The organism is Hymenobacter nitidus, from assembly GCF_020447315.1.
In the GTDB taxonomy this organism is placed as follows: Bacteria; Bacteroidota; Bacteroidia; order Cytophagales; family Hymenobacteraceae; genus Hymenobacter; species Hymenobacter nitidus.
Genome location: NZ_JAJADQ010000001.1, coordinates 51,805 through 76,924 on the forward strand (window position 1 = coordinate 51,805; position 25,120 = coordinate 76,924).

Sequence of the window (25,120 nt, forward strand, 5' to 3'; positions counted from 1 at the left end):
TCATGCGTCTCTACCGCGTTCTAACTACTCTTTCAACCCTAACCCACTCCTACTTGGTGGACGACAACTACACTTCCCGGGCCGAGAAAATCCTGCGCCGCATCGAGGCTTTAGCGGCCATCAGCGAAGACCCGCAGGGCGTGACGCGCACGTTTGGCACCCCGGCCTTTTTGCAGGGCAGCGCGCTGGTTAAATCCTGGATGGACGCGGCCGGCCTCGCCACCCGCGTCGACAGCATCGGCAACGTGCGCGGGCGGCTGGTGAGCCGGGCGGCCGGAGCCAAAACCTTTGTCCTGGCCTCCCACATCGACACGGTGGTGAATGCGGGCAAATACGACGGGCCGCTGGGCGTGCTCATGGGCCTGGACTTGCTGGAGCAATTCATTCACAACGCGGTGGAGCTGCCCTTTCACGTCGAGCTGATTGCCTTCAGCGACGAGGAAGGCGTGCGCTACCACACCACCTACCTGGGCAGCAAAGTTGTTACTGGCTCCTTCGACCCCGGCCTGCTCGCCAGAACCGACGCCCACGGCATTACCCTTACCCAGGCCATCGACACGATGGGCGGCAACACCCAGCTGCTCAGCGCCGACGCTATTCCCAGTGACCAGTGGCTGGGCTATTTCGAAACCCACATCGAGCAGGGTCCGGTGCTCTGGGAAAACCGGGTTCCGGTGGCGTTGGTAACGGCCATTGCCGGGCAGCAGCGCGTGGAGCTGACCTGGCGCGGCATGGCCGGCCACGCCGGCACGGTGCCCATGCACATGCGCCAGGATGCCCTGGCCGGGGCCGCCGAGTTTGTGCTGGCCGCCGAGCAGTTCGGCGTAGCCCATAAGCACGAGCTGGTAGCCACCGTGGGCAAGCTGGAGGTGCGCCATGCGGCCAGCAACGTCATTCCCGGCGAGGTGGTCTGCAGCCTCGATTTGCGTAGCGCCGACGCCGCCCGCCTGGCTACGGCCTACGAGGAACTGCAGCAGAAAGCGCAGGCTATTGCCCAGAAACGCCACCTGACGCTGCACTGGGACCTGATTCAGTACACGGCCCCGGTCACGTGCGCCCCCGAAATGAATACCTTGCTGGCCCAGGCCATCCAGGAATCGGGCCACGAGGTGGTGCGGCTCGTCAGTGGCGCGGGGCACGACGCGGTGCCGGTTTCGGCCGTGTCGCCCGCCACGATGCTGTTTATCCGCTGCTTCAAGGGCATCAGCCACAACCCGCTGGAAAACGTGGAGCTGGCCGACGTAGCGGCCGCCGTGCAGGTGTCCGAGCGGTTTTTGCAGCTCCTTTTCTCTCACTACTCATCCTCCCCTTCCCACTAGATGGAAATATCCGCCCTGACTCGCTCCGTGGTGAAACACAACCACGCCATCATTGCCCCCGACGGCTACATCAACAGCAACGTGCCCGGCTGGACGAACTGCACCGTCAACGTCATCATCAACGAGCAGATGGGCGCCCACTTGGCCCAGACCATCATCACGCTGCGCGAAGGCGGCGAGCTGCAAGGCCAGACTCAGGCTTCCCAGATTTTCTTCTACGTGGTGGAAGGCCAGGTGCAGGCCAGCATCGACGGGCAGGACAAGACCCTGGCGGCGGGTCAGTACGTGTACGTGCCGGTGGGGAAAAGCTACCTGTTCCAAAACCCCGAGGAGGGCACCCAGCTGCTGACGTTCCATAAGGTGTACGAGCCGCTGGCTGACCACGAAACGCCCGGCGTGCTGTTTGGCGAGCGGGATTTGAGCAAGGCGCCCGTGTACATGAACAACGACGCGCTGCGCATTCAGGAGCTGCTGCCCAACGAACTAGGCTTCGACATGGCCGTGAACATCTTCACCTACGACATGGGCGGCCACCTGCCTATGGTCGAAACCCACATCATGGAGCACGGCCTGCTCTACCTAGAAGGCGAGGCCATCTACATGCTCGACCAGCACTGGTACCCGGTGAAAAAAGGTGACTCTATCTGGATGGCGCCCTACTGCCAGCAGTGGGCCACCACCATGGGCAAAGTGCCTTCGGTCTACATCTACTACAAGAACGTCAACCGCTTCCCGACGGTGATTTAAGCCCTTTGCCTTTTCAAAATTTGTCATCCTGAGCAGCGCGAAGGACCTTACCACTCCAGAACAAGTCGTTGTTACGATAATCGTTCAGCTGGCATAAGGTTCTTCGCGCTGCTCAGGATGACAGACGATTCTCAGTGTTGCGTCTGCCGCCCTCCATGACCTTACCCGAACTCAACTCCCGGCCCGCGCCGGCCCGCGCCGAGGCCCTGGCCAAGTGCTGCGGCGCCACCGCCTGGGTGAGCCGCCTGAACGCCATTTTCCCCGTTCCCGACGCTGATACGCTGTTTGCGCAGGCCAGCACCATCTGGCACGAGCTGGCGGAAGCCGACTGGCGCGAGGCCTTCACCCACCACCCTAAAATCGGGGACGTGAACTCGCTGAAGGAGAAGTTTGCCAGCACCAGCCAGTGGGCCGAGGGCGAGCAGGGCGCCGTGAAGCAGGCCTCGCAGAATACGCTGGAGGCCCTGGCGGCGGGCAATGAACAGTACGAGCAGAAGTTCGGCTACATCTTTATTGTGTGCGCCACGGGCAAGTCGGCCGAGGAAATGCTGGCCCTGCTGCAGGCCCGGCTGCCGAATTCACCCGAGCAGGAAATCCGCGTTGCCATGGCCGAGCAGGACAAAATCACCCGTATCCGCCTCGAAAAACTATTAGCCGCATGAGTCAGATTACCACCCACATTCTGGATACCACCCTAGGCCGCCCGGCTCAGGGCGTCACCATTGCCCTGGCCGCCCTGCAGAGCGAAACCTGGGTGGAGCTGGCCCGGGGCCGCACCAACCAGGATGGCCGCATCCCCGACTTGCTGCCCCAAGGCCAACAGCTGCCGCTGGGCACCTACCAGATGAAGTTTTTCACCCAGGAATACTTCGAGCGGCAGGGCACTACCATCTTTTACCCCTTCGTGGAAATCGTCTTCAACGTGCTGGCCGCCGAGCACTACCACATTCCCCTGCTGCTCAACCCCTTCGGCTACAGCACCTACCGCGGTTCCTGATTGCAGCTCTAGCTGCCTTTTTTCAAATTCCCGCCTACCCTTCCCATATGAAACTAAGCCTCCAAGACACCGAGAAAAGCCAGCTGCTGGAGCAGCTGGGCGTGGCCAACCGCCACTTTCAGCAAACCTACCCCGGCGACAAACCCGACCGGCAGCCCGTGCACACCGTGTACGGCGGGGCCAACCTGTTTAAGTCGGATACCTGCGTGCGCATGGGCGACATTGCCCTGAACAACCTGCGCAGCTACGCGCCCAACTTCACCGAACTGGCCCGCGTGCTCCAGCTCAAGGGCTACGAGCACCTGCCCACCCTGGAGAAAGACATTGTGGCCCTGACCCAGCGCCTCGACGCCATGAGCCCCGAAGAGCGCAAGCAGGAGCACGCCTGGCTGGCGTACTCGGTGTATAACAAGATTATTAAGAAGCTGCAAACCGAGCCGGTAGAAGATTTCCGGGTTGATTTTGAGGATGGCTTCGGCAACCGGCCCGACGCGGAAGAAGACGAAACCGCCGTGCGCGCCGCCCAGGAAGTGGCCAAGGGCTTGGCAAACGGCACCTTGTCGCCCTTTATCGGTATCCGCATCAAGCCCTTCACCGAAGACCTGAAGGCCCGTGGAGTGCGCACGCTCGACATTTTCCTGACCACTCTGCTCGAAGCCACCAGCGGCAAGCTGCCCGACAACTTCGTGGTGATGCTGCCCAAAGTAACCATTCCGGAGCAGATGACCACCATGGTGCGCCTGTTCGAGCTAATTGAGCAAGCCAACAACCTCGCGCCCGGCACCCTGAAAATGGAAACCATGGTGGAGGCCACCCAGATCATCATGGACGAGGAAGGCCGCAACCCGCTCATGCGCATCATCCGGGCCAGTGAGGGCCGCTGCGTGGCCGCCCACTTCGGCACCTACGACTACACCGCCTCGGCCGGCATTACGGCCAAGTACCAGACCATGGCCCACCCCGTCTGCGACTTTGCCCACCACATGACCAAGGTGGCCCTGGGCGGCACCGGCATCTTCCTCTCCGACGGGGCCACCAACGTCATGCCCATCGGCCCCCACCGCGGCGACAACCTCAGCTTCGAGCAGCTCAAGGAAAACCGCGACTCGGTGCACAACGCCTGGCGCCAGGGCTTCCACCACACCACCCACTCGCTTATCAACGGCCTCTACCAGGGCTGGGACCTGAACCCGGCCCAGCTGCCGATGCGCTACGCGGCTACCTACAACTTCTTCTTGAGCAGCTACGACGACGCGCTGAACCGGTTGAAGACGTTTGTGGAGCGGGCCGCTATTTCCACCCTCACCGGCGACATTTTCGATGATGCCGCCACGGGCCAGGGCCTGCTCAACTTCTTCCTGAAAGCCATGAACTGCGGCGCCATTACGGAAGAGGAAGTGCTGGCCACGGGCCTCACCCTGGATGAAATTCACACCCGGTCCTTCTTCCGCATTCTGGAAGGCCGGCGCCAGCAGAAAGCATAGTTTTCTAAGCCCTTAAACCGCGCACCCCGCTGGTCATTTTTGAATGGCTGGTGGGGTGTTTTTTGTGGCCGGTGTACAAACATTGTGGCCGATACACAAACACTTTTTCCGGATTGCGGTTATGCGCCCCTCACTATTTCAGGCTAGCAAAAGAAGCAACAAACACACTTTACACTAATTATTAAAGCCAATTAATCACCCACCCTAAAATCAGCAAATAACACCATACAAAAGCCAGCAATTTGTTTGAAACAACTTGCATTAAACTCTCTTAACGCTTTATTAAAGCCTTTTCATACAGCACGATGCTACCAAAATAAAAGTCACACATTTCCCAGTCAGCATGATTAATCACATTATAAGTATCTGACAATAAAATAGTTAATGCCAATAAAACATATTATTAAACCAATATTAAATTTGTTCTTTACTAATAACAAACAAGTTTTTGAAACATAATTCTTTCATCGATTTCTAATTTATTTTTAACAACATTCTAACAACCTTATAATACTGCTTTAATTCTGACCCCGTATTTACAATCTACATTTGCATCAGATCCTTTAATCATCTGATTAAGAATCTTCTTTACTGGCATTCCTAAGTAGAAACCTCCTTTAGACTTGCTTTGCCCGCAACCGGCTCCACGTGGCCGGCTCTGCTTTCTTCTCCTTTCTGACTTCCCGCTGCTTCACTGCTTTTTGACAGTGCCGGACTTTCCATGCCTTTTCCTACGCCTATGTCTACCATATCCGCTGCTCCCAAAACTTGGGACTTCTCCTACTTAAAAAACGATTTCCAGGGCGGTCTGGTATCGTTTCTGGTGGCCGTGCCGCTGTGCCTGGGCATTGCGCTGGCCTCGGGCGCGCCCCTGTTTTCCGGCATCATAGCCGGTATCGTCGGGGGGCTGGTGGTGGGCGCGCTGAGCCGCTCGGCCGTGAGTATTTCCGGTCCGGAAGCCGGTCTTATTCTGGTGGTCGTGAGCAGCTTGGAGGCGCTGGGCTCGTTCAAAACCCTGCAGTTGGCCATTTGCGTGGCCGGCCTCATGCAGCTAGTAATGGGCGTGCTCCGGATGGGCGTTATCAGCAACTTCTTTCCCTCCTCCGTTATTAAGGGCATGCTGGCGGCCATCGGCATCATTCTGATTCTCAAGCAGCTGCCCCACATCATGGGCTACGACGCGGATGCCGTCGAGTCCCTGGCCCTGTTTTCCTGGAACGGCGGCAACCTGGAATCCCTGCTGGAACACGCCCTGCGCGAGTTTAACCCCACGGCGCTGGTCATTGCCCTGGTAAGCCTAGCCGTGCTTATTGCTTGGGAACAGCCGTTTTTCAAGCGCAATGCGGTGCTCTCGGCCGTGCCCGCCGCGCTGGTCGTCATCATCATCGGCGTGACGCTGAATACGCTGGCCGGCCTGCTCGACCCCAGCTACATGCTGGCTGGCACCCACCTAGTGCAGCTGCCCGTGCCCAAAAGCGCCGATGAATTTGTCGGCCTGTTTACCCTGCCCGACTTCACGCAGCTGGCCAATCTGAAAATCTACACCGCCGCCTTCTCCATTGCGTTGGTAGCCAGTCTGGAAGCCTTGCTGGCCGTGGAGGCCACCGACGAGCTGGATCCGCTGAAGCGCAAAACGCCCACCAACCGCGAGCTGAAAGCCCAGGGCGTAGGCAACGTGGTGAGCGGCCTGCTGGGCGGCCTGCCCCTGACCTCGGTTATCGTGCGCAGCTCGGTGAGCATCAATGCCGGGGGGCGCACCAAGCTGGCGGCCCTGGTGCACGGCAGCCTGCTGCTGCTGAGCGTGATTCTGTTTCCGAGCCTGCTCAACATGATTCCCTGGGCTGCCCTGGCCGCCATCCTGCTCGTGACGGGCTACAAGCTGGCCCGCATCAGCATCTTCCGGCAGCATTTTCAGGCCGGCATCACCGAGTTCCTGCCCTTTATCGTCACGATTGCCGCCATTCTGGTGACCGATCTGCTCATCGGCATCGGCATCGGAGCCGCGGTGGGGTTGTTCTTTGTGCTGCGCGAAACCTACAAGAATGCTCACTTTTTCCAGAGCTACACGGTGCAGGGCGAGGAGCACCTGCGCATCAGCCTGGGCGAGCATGTCTCGTTTCTGAACAAGGCCAGCATCATGACCGTGCTCAAGGACATTCCAGTAAACACCACCGTCGAAATTGACGGCACCAACTCGGCCTATATTGACCGCGACGTGCTGGGCGCCATCGAGAACTTCCGCGAAACGGCCCGTCAGCGCAACATCCAGCTGATTTTCCTGCGCAAAGGCGACGACTACGCCCAGAATATTGCCAGCCAGCCCCACGTGAGCAGCAAGGAGGCCGACTTCGAGGCCTACTATAAGCTCTTCGAAAACAACCGCAACTGGGTGGCCGAGAAGCTGCGCCGCAACCCCCGCTTTTTCGAGGCCACGGCCCAGCAAACGCCCAAATTCCTGTTCATCGGCTGCTCCGACAACCATGTGTCGGTGAGTGAGATGACGGGCACGGCTCCCGGCGAGGTATTCGTGCACCGCAACGTGGCCAACCTGGTGGTAAGCACCGATCTGAACCTGGCCTCGGTGCTGCAATACGCCGTCGAGCAGCTGCACATCAAGCACATCATCGTGTGCGGGCACTACGGCTGCCGCGGCGTGAAAGCGGCCATGCAGAACGAGGACGAGGGCGTGGTGGGCAACTGGCTAAGCACGGTGCGCGAGGTGATGCACAAACACAACCACGAGCTGGGCGCCCTGGAAACCGAGGACGAGCAGTACCGCCGCCTCGTGGAGCTCAATGTTATTGAGCAGGTCTACAACCTGCACCAGACCGAAACGGTGCAGAATGCCACTGAGCCCCTGCACCTGCACGGCTGGGTCTACGACATCCACGGCGGCGTTATTCAGGACCTGGAAGTGGACGTACGCCGCGACTTTGCCGAGTACGACACCATTTTCCGCTACCAGGTAGCTCCCGAAGGCCTGCGCCGCCTGGCCGGCAATCTGCACCAGGCTCCGTCCATCTACTCAGTGAACACCGGCGCGGGCCGCGGCCCCATCATCGCCATTCCGCCCTTCGACGGCGACGCGGCCCTGGGCGTGCCGTAGCCCCGAGCCACCCCCGCTAGCCCCACCCCGATTCCCATCCCACCCTAAGTTCCTTTTTCAGTCTTGTTGTCGCGTCAGTCCGGTCCTTAAGCGGGCCGGCTGGCTCGCCAACGCCACTCTACCTACTTACGCGAGGATGAAACTATTACTGGTAGAAGATGACCTGATGGCTGCGGCCCTGCTCAAGCGCAGCCTCGAACAGCACGACATCGAGGTAGCCGTAGCCTTGAGCGCCGCCTCCGCCCAGCCAATGCTGGAAGCCACCCGCTACACGGCCGTGCTGCTGAAAGCCGATTTGCCCGACGTCAGCGGCTTCGAGCTGTGCCGCCACATCCGGCAGCACTACGATAAGCTCTCGGTGCTCATGTTTACCGACAACAACTCGACCGAGCAGAAGCTGCTGGGCTTCGATGCCGGCGCCGACGATTACTTGGTGCAGCCCTTTGAGTTTGGCGAGCTGCTGGCCCGCCTGCGCGCCCTGCACCGCCGCTATCCGGCCGCTGAGCCCCAGGAGAAAGTGTTGAAAGTGGCCGACCTACAGCTGTTTGGCAGCAGCAAAATTGTGAAGCGCGGCAACAAGCGCATCGACCTCACGGGCCGGGAGCTGGCCCTGCTGGAGTACTTTATGCACAACCAGGGCCGGGCCCTTACCCGCCACGAAATCGTGCACAAAGTCTGGGACTTGGCCTTCGACACCGGCACCAATGTGGTGGACGTGTATGTGAACTACCTGCGCAAGAAGATTGACCGGGAGTTTGAGCCCAAGCTGATTCATACCCTCAACGGCATCGGCTACATTCTGGAAGACCGGGCGGCCTGATGTTATTCTTACCGTAGGATAGTTAGTGAAAGTGGCCCGGGGCTTCAGCCCGCCGCTTTGCTTAGCTGCTTCGCCCGGGTCTGCAAGCCCGGCTGCCGCAGCGAAGTGAAGCCGCGGCCTGAAGCCCTTTTTGTTGCTTTGATTCGGGCCGTAGCACCGGTGCATCCGGCATCGGCGGTTGTAGGAGCCACGCACTACAAAATCAGCTTAATGACTTATTAACAAGCATTTACAAGCGCTTAATATACCTTCTGGGCGCCGTTGGAAATCGTAGTGGCGAGTAAGTCTGGCGTGCCTGCTTCGTGCAGGGGAATATCTTGCCCTTTCGGCCTGCATCCACACGCGCCGACGGACCACCTACGACACTGATTTACGATGAATCCCGATATGAGCGCGCAGGGTCTGTACCGCCCCGAGTTTGAGCACGACGCCTGTGGTACGGGCTTTATTACGTATCTGAACGGGCAGAAGTCGCACCAGATTATTGCCGATGCCCTGACCATGCTGGAAAACATGGAGCACCGCGGCGCCTGTGGCTGCGACTCCGACTCCGGCGACGGGGCCGGCATTTTGCTGCAGCTGCCCCACTGGTTTTTGCTGGAAGAATGTACCGCCCTGAACATTCGCCTGCCCGAGCCCGGCAGCTACGGCGTGGGCATGGTGTTTCTGCCTAAAAAGCACTCGACCAAAGACGCCTGCCGCCAGCTTATTCAGGATGCCGCCGCCCGGCTGGGCATGGCCGTGCTGGGCTTCCGGCCCGTGCCGGTCAACCCGGCTGGTATCGGCCCCACAGCCCTGGCTGCCGAGCCCGATATGGAGCAGGTATTCATTGGCCGCCCAGCTGGTGTTGCCACGCCCGAAGACTTCGAGCGGAAGCTTTACGTGTTGCGCCGCTACATCACCAAGCTGGTGCTGGAAGCCAACCTCAAAGCCGGCGGCGACTTTTACTTCGCGTCTTTGTCGTGCAAAACCATCGTCTACAAGGGCCAGCTCACGACGTATCAGGTGCGCGGCTACTTCCCCGACTTGTCGGATGCGCGGGTAACCTCGGCCTTTGGCATGGTGCACTCGCGCTTTTCCACCAATACGTTTCCGTCGTGGAAACTGGCCCAGCCTTTCCGCCTGCTGGCGCATAATGGCGAAATCAACACCCTGCGGGGCAATCTGAACTGGTTTTACGCCGGCATGCGCAGCTACGCCTCGCCCTATTTCTCGCCAGAGGAAATGGACATGCTGCTGCCCGTCATCGACGAAGGGCAGTCGGACTCGGCCTGCCTCGACAACATCGTGGAAATCCTGCTGCACTCAGGCCGCTCGTTGCCCCACGTGATGATGATGCTGGTGCCCGAAGCCTGGGACGGCAACACCCAGATGGACCCGTGGAAAAAGGCGTTCTACGAGTTTCACGCCACGTTTATGGCCCCCTGGGACGGGCCGGCGGCCCTTATTTTCACCGACGGCCAGAAAATTGGGGCCATGCTGGACCGCAACGGCCTGCGCCCGTTGCGCTACGTGGTAACCGACGACGGCCGCGTGATGGTGGCTTCCGAAGCCGGCGTGCTGGGCATTCCCGAATCCACAGTTATTCAGAAAGGCCGCCTGCAGCCGGGCAAGATGCTGCTGATTGACACCGTGGCCGGCCAGATTATTACCGACCAGGGCATCAAGGCCCAGGCCGCCGCCCAGCAGCCCTACGGCGAGTGGCTGAACGACTACCAGATCCGGCTGGAAGAGCTGCCCGAGCCGCGCCAGGTGTTTACTGACCTGGCCGCCGATTCGGTGTTCAAGTACCACCAGGTGTTTGGCTACACCCGCGAGGATATCGACACGATTATCACGCCTATGGCCCTGGAAGGCAAGGAGCCCATCGGCTCGATGGGCGTGGACGTGCCCCTGGCCGTGCTTTCCGACCAGCCCCAGCACCTGAGCAGCTATTTCAAGCAGTTCTTTGCCCAGGTCACCAACCCGCCGATTGACCCGATTCGAGAGCGGCTGGTGATGAGTCTGGCCACCTTTATCGGCAACAACGGCAACATCCTCGACGAGGACAAGATGCACTGCCACTGCGTGGCCCTGCGGCAGCCCATTCTGACCAACCACGAGCTGGAGAAGCTGCGCAGCATCGATACGGGCATGTTCAACGCCAAGACGCTGCTCTCCTACTTCAAGGCCGACGGCAAGCCCGGCTCCCTGCAGGATGGTATTGCCCGGCTGTGCCGCTACGCCGAAGACGCGGTAAAGGACGGCTTCGAAGTGCTGATCTTGTCGGACCGGGGCCTGGACTCCAAGCACGCCCCAATTCCGTCGCTCCTGGCCGTATCGGCGGTGCACCACCACCTGATCCGCAAGGGCTACCGGGGCTCAGTGGGCCTCGTGGTAGAAGCCGGCGACGTGTGGGAAGTGCACCATTTTGCCTGTTTGCTGTCGTTTGGGGCCACGGCCATCAACCCGTATCTGGCGCTGGCCACCATCCAGACCATGCAGCAGGAAGGCGACTTCAGCACGAGCCAGGACGCGCCCCAGCTGGTGAAGAACTACGTGAAGGCCGTGTGCGACGGGCTGCTGAAAATCTTCTCCAAAATGGGCATCAGCACACTGCAGAGCTACCACGGCGCGCAGGTATTCGAGATTCTGGGGCTAAACCAGGAGGTAGTAGACAGCTACTTCACCGGCGCCGTAACCCGTATTGGCGGGCTGGGCCTCGACGAAATTGCCCGCGAAACGCTTTACAAGCACTTTCAGGGTTTCAAAAGCACCACGCCCGAAGAGCAGCAGCTCCTGCCCGACGGCGGCATCTACCAGTGGCGGCGGCGGGGCGAGGCGCACATGTTCAACCCCGAAACCGTGCATCTGCTGCAGCTGGCCACCCGCACCGGCAACTACGAAACCTACCGCCGCTACGCCAAGTTGGTGAATGAGCAGCCCGAGCGGATGTTCACGTTGCGCGGCCTGCTGGATTTTGCCCGCCATCGGCCTGCTATTTCTATTGAGGAAGTGGAGCCGGCCGAAAATATCATGAAGCGCTTTGCCACCGGCGCCATGTCGTTTGGCTCGATTTCGCATGAGGCCCACAGCACCCTGGCCATTGCCATGAACCGCATCGGGGGCAAAAGCAATACGGGCGAAGGCGGCGAGGACCCGATGCGCTACGAGCGGCTACCCAACGGTGACTCGATGCGCTCGGCCATCAAGCAGATTGCCTCGGCCCGCTTCGGCGTCACGGCCCACTACCTGACCAACGCCGACGAGCTGCAAATCAAGATGGCCCAGGGCGCCAAGCCGGGCGAAGGCGGGCAGTTGCCGGGTCACAAGGTGGACGCCTGGATTGCCAAAACGCGCCACGCCACGCCCGGCGTGGGCCTGATTTCGCCCCCGCCCCACCACGACATCTACTCCATCGAGGATCTGGCCCAACTCATCTTCGACCTCAAAAACGCCAACCGCGCCGCTCGTATCAACGTGAAGCTGGTGAGCAAAGCCGGTGTGGGCACTATTGCGGCGGGCGTCGCCAAGGCCCACGCCGACGTGATTCTGATTGCCGGCTACGACGGCGGCACGGGCGCCTCGCCTATCAGCTCCATCAAGCACGCCGGTCTGCCCTGGGAACTGGGCCTGGCCGAAGCCCACCAGACATTATTGCGCAACCAGCTCCGCAGCCGGGTAGTGCTGCAGGCCGACGGGCAGATGAAAACCGGCCGCGACTTGGCCGTAGCGGCACTTTTGGGCGCCGAGGAATGGGGCGTAGCCACGGCGGCCCTGGTAGCGGGTGGCTGCGTAATGATGCGCAAATGCCACCTGAACACCTGCCCCGTGGGCGTGGCTACCCAGGACCCGGAGCTGCGCAAGCTCTTCAGCGGGCAGCCCGAGCACATCGTGAACCTGTTCCGCTTTCTGGCCGAGGAGCTGCGTGAAATCATGGCCGAGCTGGGCTTCCGCACCATCCACGAAATGGTGGGCCGCACGCAGTTTCTGAAAGTGCGCGAAGGAATAACCCACTGGAAAGCCCGTAAGCTCGACCTGAACGGCATTCTGTATCCCGGTGCGAATCCGTCGGGCGGTACCTTGCACCACAGCGAAGCTCAGGACCACGGCCTCGACAACATCCTGGACTGGCAGCTGCTGGCCCACGCCGAGCCCGCCCTGAAAGAGCGGATTCCCGTTTTTGCGGAATTCGCAGTGCACAACACCGACCGCACCATTGGCACGCTGCTGTCAAACGAAATAGCCAAGCGCTACCACGCCGCGGGGCTGCCCGAAAACACAGTGAACTTCCGCTTCCACGGCTCGGCGGGGCAAAGCTTCGGGGCCTTCAGCGTGAAAGGCCTGTCGTTTGCCCTCGAAGGGGAAGCCAACGACTACGTCGGCAAAGGCCTTTCGGGGGCGCAGCTCGCCATTTTCCCGGCCGTTGATGGCAAATTCGTGCCCGAGCACAACATTATCATCGGCAACGTGGCCCTCTACGGCGCTACGTCCGGCGAGCTGTTTGTGCGCGGGCAGGCTGGGGAGCGGTTTGCGGTGCGCAACTCCGGGGCCACGGCCGTGGTGGAGGGCGTGGGCGACCATGGCTGTGAGTACATGACCGGCGGCCGGGCCCTGGTGCTGGGTGCCACAGGCCGCAACTTCGCGGCCGGCATGAGCGGGGGCATTGCCTGGGTATACGACCCGCACGGCAGCTTCCCCGACAACTGCAACCAGGAAATGGTGGAGCTCGACCCGCTCGACGCCGACGACGAAGCCCAGATTCAGGCCCTGCTGCGCAAGCACCAGCAGCTTACCGGCAGCCAATTGGCGGCCTACCTGCTCGGCAACTGGCCGGAGGAAGCCGGCCGTTTCGTCAAGGTTTTTCCCTCCGAATACAAAAAAGTGCTGCAGCAGGCCCACTACGCCACCGCCAGCTAACACGCTTATCCAATTAGAAAAGTACGTCATGTTGAGCGCAGCCGGAGTGCCCCTTGGGCGAAGCTGAGCGTCGGTTGCTGCAACAACTGACCACGGGCGCTCCGCTGCTCTCACATGACTGACACGATATAACAGCATATGGGACATGTCACCGGTTTCAAGGAATTTAGCCGCGAATTGCCGCCCAAAGCGGCCCCGCAGGAGCGGATTCAGCACAATAACGAGTTTGTGGGCACCTACTCCGAGCCCCAGCTCAACGAGCAGGCGGCCCGCTGCATGGACTGCGGCATTCCATTCTGCCACGCCGGCTGTCCGCTGGGCAACATCATTCCCGAGTTCAACGACGCGGTGCACCAGCAGAACTGGCTCGAAGCCTACCAGATTCTGTCGTCGACCAACAACTTCCCCGAGTTTACCGGCCGCATCTGCCCCGCCCCCTGCGAGTCGGCCTGCGTGCTGAGCATCCACTCGGCCCCAGTGGCCATTGAGGAAATTGAGAAGCACATCATCGAAATTGCCTTCGCCAAAGGCTACGTGCAGCCCACGGCCCCGGTGCTTAAGTCGGGCAAGACGGTGGCCGTAGTCGGCTCGGGGCCGGCGGGCTTGGCGGCGGCGGCCCAGCTCACCAAAGCGGGCCACAGCGTCACGGTGTTTGAGCGCGACGACAAGCCCGGCGGCCTGCTGCGCTACGGCATTCCCGATTTCAAGCTCGACAAGTGGGTTATTGACCGGCGGATTCAGCTGCTGGAAGATGACGGCGTAATATTCCGCTGCAATACCGAAATCGGCCGGGACCTGCCCGCCGAGGAGCTGACCCGCACCTTCGACGCGGTGGTGCTGGCCGGCGGGGCCACCATCCCGCGCGACCTGACTATTCCGGGCCGGGAGCTGCCGGGCATTCACTTCGCCATGGACTACCTTACCCAGCACAACCGCCGCGTGAGCAGCCTACCCCTTGAAGCGGCCCCGCTCTGGGCCGAAGGACGGGATGTGGTGGTCATTGGCAGCGGCGATACGGGCTCCGACTGCGTGGGCACGGCCAACCGCCAGCAGGCCCGCTCGGTTACGCAGTTTGCCCTGATGCACCAGCCCGGCACCGAACGGCCCGCCCACACGCCCTGGCCCCAGGAGCCGGCCATTTTCCGGACCAGCACCTCCCACGAGGAAGGCTGCCAGCGCTACTGGGGCATCAATACCAAAGCCTTTCTGGGCGACGAGAACGGGCAGCTGCGGGCTTTGCTGGTGACGGACATCACCTGGGAAACCGACGTGCTGGGCCGCCGCCTGCAGTTCACCGAAATCGAGGGCTCGGCGCGCGAAATTCCCTGCACGATGGTCTTGCTGGCGTTGGGCTTTGCCGCCCCGCAGTACGAGGGCATGCTCCAGCAGCTGGGCGTGGCGCTGGACGACCGGGGCAACGTGCGGGCCCAGGAAGGCGCGTATTCGACTAACCTCCCCAAGGTTTTCGTAGCCGGCGACATGCGCCGGGGTCAGTCGTTGGTAGTCTGGGCTATTTCGGAAGGCCGCGAAGTAGCGCGTGAGGTAGACGCGCTGCTGACGGGCAAAACCGCGCTGCCCAGCAAGGACGCCGTGGGAATGTTTGCCTGAGACGTAGCTGGCCCTGACCCGGCTATTTGCGGAACATGGCTATGCGGCTGGCATCAATGGCGCGGGGCTTGGTGGCCGGGGCCGAAAACACGGCATTGTCGGCCGTAGAGCGGGTAACCAAGCATCCCGACCCAATGATGTTGTTGCTCCCGACAACCAGGTTTTCATTGATGACCGTGCCCATGCCAATGAACGTGCCGTAGCCAATGGTAGCGCCGCCGCCGATGGTGCAGGCCGAAATAGTGGAGTGGCTACCAATGTAGTTGTGATGCCCAACTATTACCCCCAGCAGCATAGCATTGTCGCCAATGGTCACGTATGGGTGGATAAAGCAGATGGGGTCGATGAACACATGCTCGCCCACCACGAGGTCGGGCCAGGTCTGGGCTTTGGAGGAAATGTAGCTAGCAAAGGAATAGCTCCGCGCTTTGGCCGCTTCGTACACGCGCCGCCGCCCCTTGACCTGGCCGATGGCAATGTGTAGCACGTAGTCGGCCGGGGCGTAGTGGTCCTCCAGACTCTCAAAGCTGACGACCGGCAATCCCATAAATAACCCGTTATCCGCCGGCAGATAGGCCGCATCGACGCAAAAGGCTACTACTTCGTCGGGGCTGTCGTGGGTGAAGAGGTAATGCGTCATTTGGGCCTGCTTACCAATTCCGTAAATAACAATCTGCATAGGAAGAAGCGACGAAAAGCGTAAGGCCAAGAGGCCTTTTTATGCTCCTGGGGTGAAAAAACACGTGTATGCCTATAGAATAGCTTAACAAAAACCTACCAGCAGCATTTTCCTGTCGTTTGATAACAAGTCATTAAAGGTACGGCTATTCCAGAGGTTATTGCCGATTCAAATAGGTATAGCGCTAAAATATCTTTCGATACTACCAGGTTTTCAGCGCTGTAGTATCTCACTCCAAGCTTACTGGCTGCCTTTGCTATACTACAGTTGAAGCCCTATCAGCAAGCAACTTACTTCGCTTAGCCGCACTAGATCCACCAGAAAACCGCCTACGGCCAGATTCTCCGTTGAACATGCCGGCTGGTATCGTTTCTTTACGCCATGCTTCACCCCGCTCCCGCGTCCAGCTATTTCCGCAATGCCCTGTGCACTATTTCCTACCACGGTGCTGGGTACGTACAGCTGGCCTGGACCGAGGCAGCAACTAATGAAAACGAGCTGCAGGCGCTATATGCCCACGCGCTGCAGGCCCTGAAGCACCACCGCACCGGCCGCCTGCTCACCGACCACCGCCGCCGCCAGCCCCTGCCTCTGGGCGCCCAGCAGTGGATAGCCCAGCACTGGGTTCCGCAGGCCGTGCGCGAAGCTGGCTACAGCCACTGCGCCATCGTGGAGAACCAGACACCCCTAGGCCGGCTGGCCGCCCGTGCCATCGGCGACGAAATAGCCGCGCCCCTGAAGTTCCGCTTTTTCAGTGAGATGCCGGAGGCCGTGGCCTGGCTAACCAAAGCGTAAGGAAGGCTACGCAAACGCCCGTCTTGTTTGTATCTTTGCGGCCCGTTAGGCTTTTGCACGGAGCAGAAGGCCACCACGGTCAGTGACGTTTAGCACGGGTTTCCAGGGCTAAACGGGCGTCTACGCCAACGATTTCAGAGGTTTAGCTGTTAAGCCTCTGGCCGTGGGCCGCTCATTTTATTGCTTTGTTCATGACCAATTCCATTTCTACCGATATCTGCATTATCGGAGCGGGCCCAGTGGGCTTATTCGCGGTGTTTGAGGCTGGCTTGCTGAAGTTGCGCTGCCACGTGGTCGACGCCCTGCCCCAGGTGGGCGGGCAGTTGTCCGAGATTTATCCCAAGAAGCCGATTTACGACATTCCCGGCTTTCCCGACATTCTGGCCGGCGACCTGGTCCAGAACCTGATGCGCCAGATCGAGCCTTTCCACCCCACCTTCACGCTCGGCGAGCGGGTGGAGCGCCTGGCCAAGCTCGACGACGGCTCCTTTCAGCTCTTTACCACCGACGGCACCGAAATCTTCTGCAAGGCCATTGCCATTGCCGGCGGCCTGGGTTCATTCGAGCCCCGCAAGCCTGCCATTGAGAGCCTGGAAAGCTACGAAGGCGGCCGCGGCGTATACTATATGGTGCGCGACCCCGAAACCTTCCGCGACCAGCGCATCGTCATTGCCGGCGGCGGCGACTCGGCCCTCGACTGGACCGTGTTCTTGGCCGATGTGGCTAAGGAAGTAACCCTGGTACACCGCGGCACCACCTTCCGCGGGGCTGCCGACTCGGCCGAGAAAGTAAAGAACCTGCACGAAGCCGGCCGTGCCCGCCTGGTGCTGTCGTCGAACGTGACGCACGTGCACGGCCAGGATGGCTTGGAGGCCGTGACCATAACCGGCAACGACGGCACAGCCGAAACCCTGCCCGTCGACTCGTTCATTCCCCTTTTCGGCCTCACTCCCAAGCTCGGCCCGATTGGCGACTGGGGTCTGGAGCTGGAAGACGACGCGGTGAAGGTGAACACGCTCGATTATTCGACTTCGGTGCCCGGCATTTTCGCCATCGGCGACATCAATACGTATCCGGGCAAGCTCAAGCTTATTCTCTGCGGCTTCCACGAGGCCGCGCTGATGGCACAGGGCGCGTTCAAATACATCAACCCCGATAAGAAGTACGTGTTGAAATACACGACCGTAAACGGGGTGCCCACTCTGTAGTTTTTGGTTTTTGGTTTTTGGCTTTTGGACAGACGCTCTGCGCCAGAAGCCAAAAGCTAAAAACAAGAAACCATAAACCAAGAATATGACCGACGAAGTACGCGTATATGTAGAGGAAGCGCCCAGCCAGCGGCGTGAGGTGGTAGCCCCCACCGACATGGCCCTGAGCCTGATGGAAGTGCTCAAGGCCAGCGGCTACGATATTCAGGCTACCTGCGGCGGTATGGCCCTCTGCGGCACCTGCCACGTGGAAGTACTGGCCGGCCCCGCCCTCGACGAGCCCAGCGACGACGAGCTGGCCATGCTCGAAAGCCTGCCCATCATGACCCAGGGTAGCCGCCTGTCCTGCCAGATCCGCATCACCAACCGCCTCGATGGCCTGGTCGTGCGCCTCATGCCCCAGAATACGTAGGGCAGCCGATTGACTAATAAAAAAGGAGAACCGGGCTGGTTCTCCTTTTTTATTAGTCAATCGGCTGCGGCCGGTGGCTTAGCGGCGGCGCTTTTTGGAGCTGCTCTTTTTCCTGGTGGTACTGCTTTTCTTCTTGGTGGTGTGCTTGCGGGCCGAGCTGCTGGAGCGGCGGTGCGACGAAGAGCTGTGCCGGTGCGTGGCGCGCGGGCGGGCGGCGGGCTTGGCGGCCGGCGCGGCGGCTTCTTCGGGCTTGGCTTCTTCCGGGCCAATAAAGTTGCGGGCTGAAGCCTCGTTGGTGGCCGTGGTAGCCTGGCTGGCGGCTTCTTCCTGCGCGGCAGCTTTCAGGGCGGCGGCCTGCTTGCGGCGCACGGGCATCAGAAAGTCGCGCTCGGCCCGCTCCCGGGACGAGAGCTTTTCCTCGCCGGGCAGCGGCGCCGTAACGGGCAAGGCTACCTGGCCCCTGTGGTCGGTCGAAACGGCTTTTTTTCCTCCTTGAGCGAAGGCCGACACACTGCAAACCAGTAGGCCAGCCAGAACAGATAAGGTACGCATAGGCATTATTGCAAAAGACTAGGAAATGGCAAAATTACTATTGCCGTTTCCTAATAACAAACCACTAAGGAGTTTAGACCGAGTCAAAGCCCTTTTCAGCTACCCCAGGCAGGGTTTGGTCCTGAAAAATGCAATTTCTTTCTACCTCCTTCCAAGTGGCTCGACCTGCACCCGGGCCCCGGCCGCGTGGCTGGTAAACTCGGGCGCGTACAGGCATTGAATCTGGCTGAGCCCGCCGGAGAAATTTCCGCTTTGGGCCGCGCGCAGGCGGTATTCGAAGGTGTGCGTGCCCTTGGGGAAGCTGCTCAGAAAGAAGCTCGTGGCCGCGTCGCGGGGGCTTTCGTAGTAGCCCAGCCCGCCCTGGTAGCGGTAGCCGCTGGTTTGGCCGATTAGTTCCAGCCCCGCCGCCCTTTGGTCCTTTAGGTGCACGTACTCCAGGTCGCGGTCGGAGCGCAGCACGAGGCGCACTACCAGTACGTCGCCAACCCGCAGCGGCGTGCTGGAAGTAAGCGGCTCGAGCACCGGGCCGCCCGCCGTGCGCTGCTCCCGAAACAGCTGCCGCTCCAGGCTCAGGGGCGTGGCAGCGGGCGTCACCTTATCCAGCTGCTCGAAGTACTGCCAGTACAAGGCTCCCCAGGCCACGCCGGCATCCGGCTTCTGTACCGTCACGGTGCCCTGGGCAGCCTTAACATCAGCCGCCGGCCAGGTGGTTTTGAAATAGCCGGTGCCGGCCTGCTGGGAAGTGGGCTTCACCGTTTCCGGGCCCACTTGTATCCGGAGCGGAGCGGCGGGCTGCAGCCAGTCGGAGCCGCGCAGCAGCAGGGCGTAGCAGGCATCGGCCGTGGCGCGGGTGCTTTCCCAGCTTTGCGTCTGCTTGCGCTTGAGCAGCCACAGCTTCATTTCATCCACGGCTTTCTGGTCGTTGCTGATTTCGTCGTAGGCCTCAATGAGCGTGGCCTGGGTTTCGGTGGGTGCCTCGCGCCAATAGTAGCCGCCGCGCACTTCTTTCCAGTACATGCCCAGTTCGGGCGAGTGCAGGGCATTTTCGGAAAGCCCGCGCATAATATCCTTGACCACCGCTGGCTGGCTTTTGCCGCGGTGCAGCGCCAGGGCCGTCAGGGCCTGGAGGTAGCGCGTCTGGCCGGCCCAGTGAGTGGCGACCTGCTGCTGGTAATACGCCAAGGCTGGCTGGGCCGCTTTGACTACGGTCGGCTGGGGCCAGAAGCTGCGCGCGTACAGGGCCTGAATGTGCAGATCTTGGAGGTGGTTTTGCTTCAGGTCCACGTTCTTCTGCCGGCGCAGCTCCGTGTAGTCTTGCTGCAGCTGCTCGTCGAGGTAGCGCAGAGCGTTGTCCAGCAGGGGCCGAGCCAGCGCGTCCTGCTGAGCATCGAAGGCCCCCAGCTGGCGCAGCTTGCCAAACCCGGCCACGATCAGCTGAGTGATGTAGCGGTCATCGGGCATCTTCTCAAACCACGGGAAGGCGCCGGTGGGCTGCTGCATACGGGCCAGCTTGGTCAGAGCCTGGGTTGTTTCGCGCTGCAGCCGGGCCCCGTCGAATAGCTCCGTGAGACGGCGCATCCGCTCGGTTTCGGTTTGGGCCTCACGCACCCAAGGCGTTTCCTGGAGCAGCAGCGTTTTCAGCTCCTGGTTTTGCTCCAGCTTGCTGGCAAGGGCTGCTTGGTTGCCGGCCTGGGCGGCGCGCTTCCACTCGGCCAGCACGGGCTGCAACTTCGGGTTCTGGCTCAGAATACGGGCGGCAATCAGGTTGGCATAGAGGCGGCCGAATACCTGCTCGGAGGTTTCGTAGTGCGGCTCCAGCAGGTAGGGCAAGGCCTGTACAGCGTACCAGGCCGGGTTGGCCGTCATTTCCAGCGTCAGGGAATAGTTGCGGCGGGTAGCCGACGTGGTGCTGGCCAGCTTCGGCAGCACGAATTCGCGGGTGGCCGGGCCCACGATGGGCAGCGGCAGACTTTCGGTAATGAGCACCCGGTTGGTCAGCACCGGCAGGGTATTTTCCTCGCCGTCGGAGAAGGTGGCGGGCGGCTCGTTTCTGGCTTGGCGCTTTTCGCCTTTCGTCTTTTTTCCGGCTTTCTGCTCCCCACCGGCTACCTGCCCCTGCGCTACCACGCGGTAGGTTATGGCTTCCAGCGGCACTTGTCCCTCGGCCGTCTCCGGAATCGTCAGCTCCCACTCCACCGCGCTGCTTTGGTTGGCGGCCAGGGCAAAGTTCTGCTGGGCGGCGCCTTTCAGCAGGCGGCTTTCCAGGGGCTGCTGGGTGCGGGCATCAAGCAAAAACAGCTGGGCTGTGCCGTTCAGGGGCTGGGCGGTGAGGTTACTGAGCTTGGCGGAGAAGCGCAGCTGGTCGCCTTCCCGGAAAAAGCGCGGGGCGTTGGGCGTCACCTGCAGCGGTTTCTGGGTGAGCAGCTCACGGCGCAGCAGCCCCGTGTGCAGCTGCTGGTCGTGGGCCAGGGCCAGCAGCTGCCAGCGCGTCACGGCCTCGGGCATCTGAAACTCCAGCACCATTTCACCCTGGGCATTGGTACGCAGCGCCGGCAGCCAGAGGGCCGTTTCGCGGAAGTCCTTACGCGCCTGCACGCCTGATAAGTCGGGGCGCGGCTGGCTGTCGTTCATTCCGGCTTGCTGCTCCTCTGCCACCCCGCCAAGTGCCGCGGCATTGCCTTGCACGCTCATAGCTTTGGCCATCCGGCTTGCGCGGGCTCCAGCGGGAGCCGGCGCGGCCATGGCATCACTAACTACCATGGCCTCGTACAGCATGCCGCCCCCATTTCGGTCGAAAGCACCCCAGGTATTTAGCGCTGGATACACTAAGGCGGCGGGCTCCGGACTCAGCTTGGTCAGGAACAGCACACGCGAGTTCAGCTGCGCAAATTCACCCTGCCAGGCAAAGCGGATGGGATAATAGTTGTCCTGAAACACCAGGGGGGCGAAAGAGTGCGGCTGAAATACGTCCAGCGACTGGTCGTAGAGCGTGGCCAGCAGCTCACCGTCGGCGGGCTTGCCATCTGCCTGCCGAATCGTAACGCGCCAGGTTTCCTTCTGGCCCGGCTGCAGTTTGTCGCGGAAAGTGGCAATACCCAGGCTCAGGGGCGCGGGCGGCAGCACCACGCGCACCACAGCCGTGTGGCGGTAGAGGCGGTTGTCGCGCACCTGGGTGATATGAATGTAGAGCGGCCGGCCCTGCAGGCTCGGGTCGGCGGGTACCAGCACGCGGCGCTGCTCGTTGGCGGCCAGCGTCAGCCATTCCTTGCGCAGCAGCTGGCCCCCACCCTCCACTTCGAGCAGCACGCGGGTATCAGCGTTGCGGCTGCCCAGCAGCAGCGTGGCCGTCTGGCCGGCCGCTACCGTATCCTGCAGGCTCACGACCCAATCGGGGGTGGCGTACGGAATAGTAGCGGCCTGCGAATCGTAGAGCGTAAACCGCTGCCGCGCCTGGGCCGAGTCGGCGGTAGTGGCCCGGGCCTCCAGCTCGTAGCGGCCCGTGGGCAGGGCACTCAGCACGGCATTCAGGTCCAGCACGGAGGTTTTCTCGGTCGAGAACGGCAGCTCCCGCACCAGCTTCTGGTCGAAGGGCTGGTTGTCTTCGGAAACCGGGATGAACTCCGGCAGGCCGGCGGGCCGGGCTTGGGGCGTCAGGGCGTAGAGCCGGAGCGTGCCTGCCACGGGCCGGGGCTGACCGGTAGCGCCCATACTATATAGGTGCAGCGCGGGCAGGCGTTGCCGGTCGAGCAGGGCGGGCATTTCCAGGCGCAGCTGCACCGGCTGGTTGCCAACCAACACCGTTTCTTTGCCCGTGCGGGTTTCGCCGGCGGCATCCGTCACGTCGGCCGTTACCTCAAACAGGTGGCCCGGCTGCCAGCGCAGGCCCGCGGGCACGTCGCTTGGCGCCGCTACAAAGCTCACCGTGAAGTTGCCGTCCGCATCGGTTTGAGCGGTACCTTGGGCTATTTCAGTTGTTCCTTCCCGGCCCGGCAGGCCGCGCCCGTCGTAGCTGAACAGGGGCAGCAGCACGCGCCGCACTACCCGGTAGCTTACCGTGGCGCCATCCACGGGCTGGCCGGCGTAGGCCGCAGCCTGCCCGCGCAGGGTTATTTCCTTGCCCAGCGCTGGTGTGCCGGTTATGGGTTGAAAGGTGACGGCAAAAGTGGGCCGCTTGTAGTCTTCCACCCCGAAACCAACGCTGCCGTGCTCGGTCTGCAGGCTCATCTGCCCGTTCAGCAGGCCCGTGGGCAATACCAGGGAGCCATGGAAGCTGCCAAAAACCGAGCTGGTAAAAGGCATTGTTTGAACTGTCTGCCCGTTCACATCCACCAGGCGCACCGTCACAGCCTCATTTACCAACAGCCGGGCCTTGCCGCCGGTGTTTTCCGCGACGATACCCTTGAAATACAGCGTCTGGCCCGGCCGGTAGATGCTGCGGTCGGTGTAGAGAAAGGTTTGGCGCTGGGTATGGGCCTCGCTCGGCTCGTAATAAGCTGGGTGGTAGCCGGCAAAGCCGCCGATTTCGAGCGTGTCGGCGCCGCGTACTACCTGCACGCCATCGAGGTATTCCTGGCCGGCGGCTACAGTTTGCGGCTCGGTAGCCGGAAAGCGCAGCTCACCGGTGGCATCAGGCTGCTGCGCGGGGCCGGACCGGTAGCTGGTCTGGCGGGTTTTGGAATTATAACGCGCCAGCACGGGAATCACCCGCGCCTCGGGCAGCAGGGTTCCGCTGCGACGGTGCAGCAGCAGGACGCTGGTTTCGCGCTGCTTATCATCAAAGCGCGTGAGGGCACTCAGCTCGCTCACCGACAGCACCGCGTAGCTGGTTGTGCCGCCAGGCCGGGCCTTGCTGGGTTCAGAGGCTTGGTTGCTGAGCAGAATCAGGTAGTGGCCCAGGGGCAGGGCGGCCCCGGCCCCGGTGATTTCCTGGGGGGCGTAGCGCGTGGGCGCGGCGAGTACGGGCACCGTCCAGGCTGCCGCAGGCGCAGTAGCCAGGGCGCGGGCGTAGCGTTTGGCAAACAGCACTTCCCGCCGCTGCTGGTAGCGTTGGTAGCTTTTCCATTCGTCCAGAGTAATGCGGTAGGCCCAGGCGTGCAGCTCCCGTACGTTGCGCCCCGAGGCGGCCAGGGCCCAGGGCTGGCCCGGCAGCACTACCTCGTCTGTGCTGAAGCTCAGCGTGGGCTGCTCGATTTCCTCCCGAATCCGCCGGGCCATTTTGGCGCCCCGCGAAGTCGGAAACCGCTCTTCCGCCGTACGGGCCGCGGCTACGGCCTGCTCGGGCTGACCGGCACGGTACTCCTGCGCCTGCCGGGCCAGAAACTCGGTGCTGATGGGCAACGCCCGGTACTCATCGGCCAGCCGCACCAGAGCCGCCAGATAGGCTGCCGACAACTGCGGGCTACTCAACCGCAGGAAATCAATGCGCTTGAGGTCCACGCTGGCCAGGGCGGCGCGGTTGCCGGCCTGTTGCAGCCGAAAGGCCGTCAGCTCCTGCAACACCCGCAACGCATGCAGGCGCCCATTCAGCGAATCGGCGGCGGGACCCGCCAGCGGCAGGCGGGCAAATTCCGGCGCGGGACCAAACAGGGCCGGGTCGGTGGGCTGAAACTGCTCGGCGGGCCGGGTGATATAGTATTCCTCGTTGCCCAGGGCATCGATGGCACGGTGAGCCAGCACGTCGTAGAGCGTGGGGCGCAGGCTGCGGGTTTCGGCCGTGCCGCCTTCTATGGCGTAGCCCAGGCTTTTGAGCAGTACCTGCTGCTGGCGCCCGGGCTCATCGGCTACCGACGCCCGGTAGTGGCGCACCACGGCGCTGCCGAGGCGGGCCGCATCCCAGGTTTGGATATCGGCGGTGCTGGCCGCGCCGCCCGCCGTGCGGTTATAGAGCTGGTAGCGGTGCTGCTGGTAGTAGGCGGCGTACAACTGGCCCAGCAGGCTGTGCAGAACCGGCCGGGCCGGAAACCGGGCGACTTTCAAGTCGGCTTCGAGCAGGGCAATGGCTTTCTCATCGGCCTCTTCTTCCTTTGCCTCAAGCAGGCGCAGCTTGTAGAGCAGGGCCCGCAGGTACTCGGGCGTATCCTGCTGCTGCCGGGCCTGCCGGTAGAGCTCCTCCACCAGCGTGGCGGCCGACGCGGTTTGATTCTTGGCGAGCAGCGCATCTATCTGCTTCCACTTGCGCGGGTCGGGAGCCGCGGGCAGCAAGGGGGCTGAAGAACCAATGAGCATAGCCAAACTAAACAGTACAAACAGGAGAAAAGAGCGCATACGGCAGAAACGAAGGGGTTTGCAAGTTATGATGCCCCGGCTACCTCATTTCCACAACCACTGCCTTGTAGTAACAAGCATCTGATTATAAGCATTTTGTGATATTTCTCTAATTATTTTATAATATTTCAACTAAGTAATACTGCCATATTGAAATAAAATCCTTCTCATAGTCCTATATTTGAGCGCTCAATCACACAATTTTCACCTATTCTTCATCTTCTCTCCCT

General features: G+C 61.5%; 15 protein-coding genes. 12 read left to right on the top strand and 3 right to left on the bottom strand.

The annotated features are described in order from the left end of the window. Positions 1-2 precede the first annotated feature (2 nt). From LGH70_RS00210 to LGH70_RS00250, 9 genes are all read left to right on the top strand, one after another. Positions 3-1,319 carry an allantoate amidohydrolase gene (locus tag LGH70_RS00210; RefSeq protein ID WP_226181565.1) on the top strand — a complete coding sequence of 439 codons (1,317 nt, stop codon included), beginning with the start codon at positions 3-5 and terminating at the stop codon, positions 1,317-1,319. After that, the gene (gene allE / locus LGH70_RS00215; protein ID WP_226181566.1) at positions 1,320-2,066 is read left to right on the top strand and encodes a (S)-ureidoglycine aminohydrolase; all 747 of its coding nucleotides are present in this window, start codon (positions 1,320-1,322) and stop codon (positions 2,064-2,066) included. A gap of 155 nt (positions 2,067-2,221) precedes the next feature. Beyond that, entirely contained in the window at positions 2,222-2,728 is a 507-nt protein-coding gene (gene uraD / locus LGH70_RS00220; RefSeq protein WP_226181567.1) for a 2-oxo-4-hydroxy-4-carboxy-5-ureidoimidazoline decarboxylase, read from the top strand. Continuing rightward, positions 2,725-3,063 (top strand): hydroxyisourate hydrolase, encoded by a 339-nt coding sequence (gene uraH / locus LGH70_RS00225; RefSeq protein WP_226181569.1) that lies wholly within the window; start codon positions 2,725-2,727, stop codon positions 3,061-3,063. The genes uraD and uraH overlap by 4 nt, the downstream gene beginning before the upstream one ends. 47 nt (positions 3,064-3,110) lie before the next feature. Continuing rightward, positions 3,111-4,547 carry a DUF6986 family protein gene (locus tag LGH70_RS00230; protein WP_226181571.1) on the top strand — a complete coding sequence of 479 codons (1,437 nt, stop codon included), beginning with the start codon at positions 3,111-3,113 and terminating at the stop codon, positions 4,545-4,547. A gap of 739 nt (positions 4,548-5,286) precedes the next feature. After that, entirely contained in the window at positions 5,287-7,653 is a 2,367-nt protein-coding gene (locus LGH70_RS00235; protein WP_226181573.1) for a SulP family inorganic anion transporter, read from the top strand. A gap of 136 nt (positions 7,654-7,789) precedes the next feature. Beyond that, positions 7,790-8,473 (top strand): response regulator transcription factor, encoded by a 684-nt coding sequence (locus LGH70_RS00240; protein WP_226181575.1) that lies wholly within the window; start codon positions 7,790-7,792, stop codon positions 8,471-8,473. Between the two features lie 375 nt (positions 8,474-8,848). Then, positions 8,849-13,372, top strand: a complete 4,524-nt coding sequence (gene gltB / locus LGH70_RS00245) for a glutamate synthase large subunit (RefSeq protein WP_226181577.1) — start codon at positions 8,849-8,851, stop codon at positions 13,370-13,372. 138 nt (positions 13,373-13,510) lie between these two features. Next, entirely contained in the window at positions 13,511-14,980 is a 1,470-nt protein-coding gene (locus LGH70_RS00250; RefSeq protein WP_226181579.1) for a glutamate synthase subunit beta, read from the top strand. 22 nt (positions 14,981-15,002) lie between these two features. Here the strand turns inward: LGH70_RS00250 and LGH70_RS00255 are convergent, their stop codons facing one another. Continuing rightward, the gene (locus LGH70_RS00255; protein ID WP_226181581.1) at positions 15,003-15,659 is read right to left on the bottom strand and encodes an acetyltransferase; all 657 of its coding nucleotides are present in this window, start codon (positions 15,657-15,659) and stop codon (positions 15,003-15,005) included. 381 nt (positions 15,660-16,040) lie between these two features. Between LGH70_RS00255 and LGH70_RS00260 the strand changes: the two genes are divergently transcribed. The 3 genes from LGH70_RS00260 (at position 16,041) to LGH70_RS00270 (ending at position 18,074) form a co-directional block, all read left to right on the top strand. Continuing rightward, on the top strand, positions 16,041-16,454 hold the full coding sequence (locus LGH70_RS00260) for an STAS/SEC14 domain-containing protein (RefSeq protein WP_226181583.1): 414 nt from the start codon (positions 16,041-16,043) through the stop codon (positions 16,452-16,454). Positions 16,455-16,645: 191 nt separating this feature from the next. After that, positions 16,646-17,662: an NAD(P)/FAD-dependent oxidoreductase gene (locus LGH70_RS00265; protein WP_226181585.1), complete on the top strand. Its 1,017-nt coding sequence runs from the start codon at positions 16,646-16,648 to the stop codon at positions 17,660-17,662. A gap of 85 nt (positions 17,663-17,747) precedes the next feature. Further along, the gene (locus LGH70_RS00270; protein WP_135394894.1) at positions 17,748-18,074 is read left to right on the top strand and encodes a 2Fe-2S iron-sulfur cluster-binding protein; all 327 of its coding nucleotides are present in this window, start codon (positions 17,748-17,750) and stop codon (positions 18,072-18,074) included. A 78-nt stretch (positions 18,075-18,152) separates the two neighbouring features. On the opposite strand, the gene LGH70_RS00275 is transcribed toward LGH70_RS00270, so the two are convergent. Beyond that, positions 18,153-18,626, bottom strand: coding sequence for a hypothetical protein (locus tag LGH70_RS00275; protein WP_226181587.1), 474 nt, complete (start codon positions 18,624-18,626; stop codon positions 18,153-18,155). Between the two features lie 141 nt (positions 18,627-18,767). After that, on the bottom strand, positions 18,768-24,890 hold the full coding sequence (locus LGH70_RS00280) for an alpha-2-macroglobulin family protein (RefSeq protein ID WP_226181589.1): 6,123 nt from the start codon (positions 24,888-24,890) through the stop codon (positions 18,768-18,770). Between the last annotated feature and the right edge of the window lie 230 nt (positions 24,891-25,120).

Excerpts from the sequence above, each read along its gene's own strand:
- LGH70_RS00210 (WP_226181565.1), top strand. The coding sequence starts at position 3 with ATGCGTCTCTACCGCGTTCTAACTACTCTTTCAACCCTAACCCACTCC.
- allE (WP_226181566.1), top strand. The coding sequence starts at position 1,320 with ATGGAAATATCCGCCCTGACTCGCTCCGTGGTGAAACACAACCACGCC.
- uraD (WP_226181567.1), top strand. The coding sequence starts at position 2,222 with ATGACCTTACCCGAACTCAACTCCCGGCCCGCGCCGGCCCGCGCCGAG.
- uraH (WP_226181569.1), top strand. The coding sequence starts at position 2,725 with ATGAGTCAGATTACCACCCACATTCTGGATACCACCCTAGGCCGCCCG.
- LGH70_RS00230 (WP_226181571.1), top strand. The coding sequence starts at position 3,111 with ATGAAACTAAGCCTCCAAGACACCGAGAAAAGCCAGCTGCTGGAGCAG.
- LGH70_RS00235 (WP_226181573.1), top strand. The coding sequence starts at position 5,287 with ATGTCTACCATATCCGCTGCTCCCAAAACTTGGGACTTCTCCTACTTA.
- LGH70_RS00240 (WP_226181575.1), top strand. The coding sequence starts at position 7,790 with ATGAAACTATTACTGGTAGAAGATGACCTGATGGCTGCGGCCCTGCTC.
- gltB (WP_226181577.1), top strand. The coding sequence starts at position 8,849 with ATGAATCCCGATATGAGCGCGCAGGGTCTGTACCGCCCCGAGTTTGAG.
- LGH70_RS00250 (WP_226181579.1), top strand. The coding sequence starts at position 13,511 with ATGGGACATGTCACCGGTTTCAAGGAATTTAGCCGCGAATTGCCGCCC.
- LGH70_RS00255 (WP_226181581.1), bottom strand. The coding sequence starts at position 15,659 with ATGCAGATTGTTATTTACGGAATTGGTAAGCAGGCCCAAATGACGCAT.
- LGH70_RS00260 (WP_226181583.1), top strand. The coding sequence starts at position 16,041 with ATGCTTCACCCCGCTCCCGCGTCCAGCTATTTCCGCAATGCCCTGTGC.
- LGH70_RS00265 (WP_226181585.1), top strand. The coding sequence starts at position 16,646 with ATGACCAATTCCATTTCTACCGATATCTGCATTATCGGAGCGGGCCCA.
- LGH70_RS00270 (WP_135394894.1), top strand. The coding sequence starts at position 17,748 with ATGACCGACGAAGTACGCGTATATGTAGAGGAAGCGCCCAGCCAGCGG.
- LGH70_RS00275 (WP_226181587.1), bottom strand. The coding sequence starts at position 18,626 with ATGCGTACCTTATCTGTTCTGGCTGGCCTACTGGTTTGCAGTGTGTCG.
- LGH70_RS00280 (WP_226181589.1), bottom strand. The coding sequence starts at position 24,890 with ATGCGCTCTTTTCTCCTGTTTGTACTGTTTAGTTTGGCTATGCTCATT.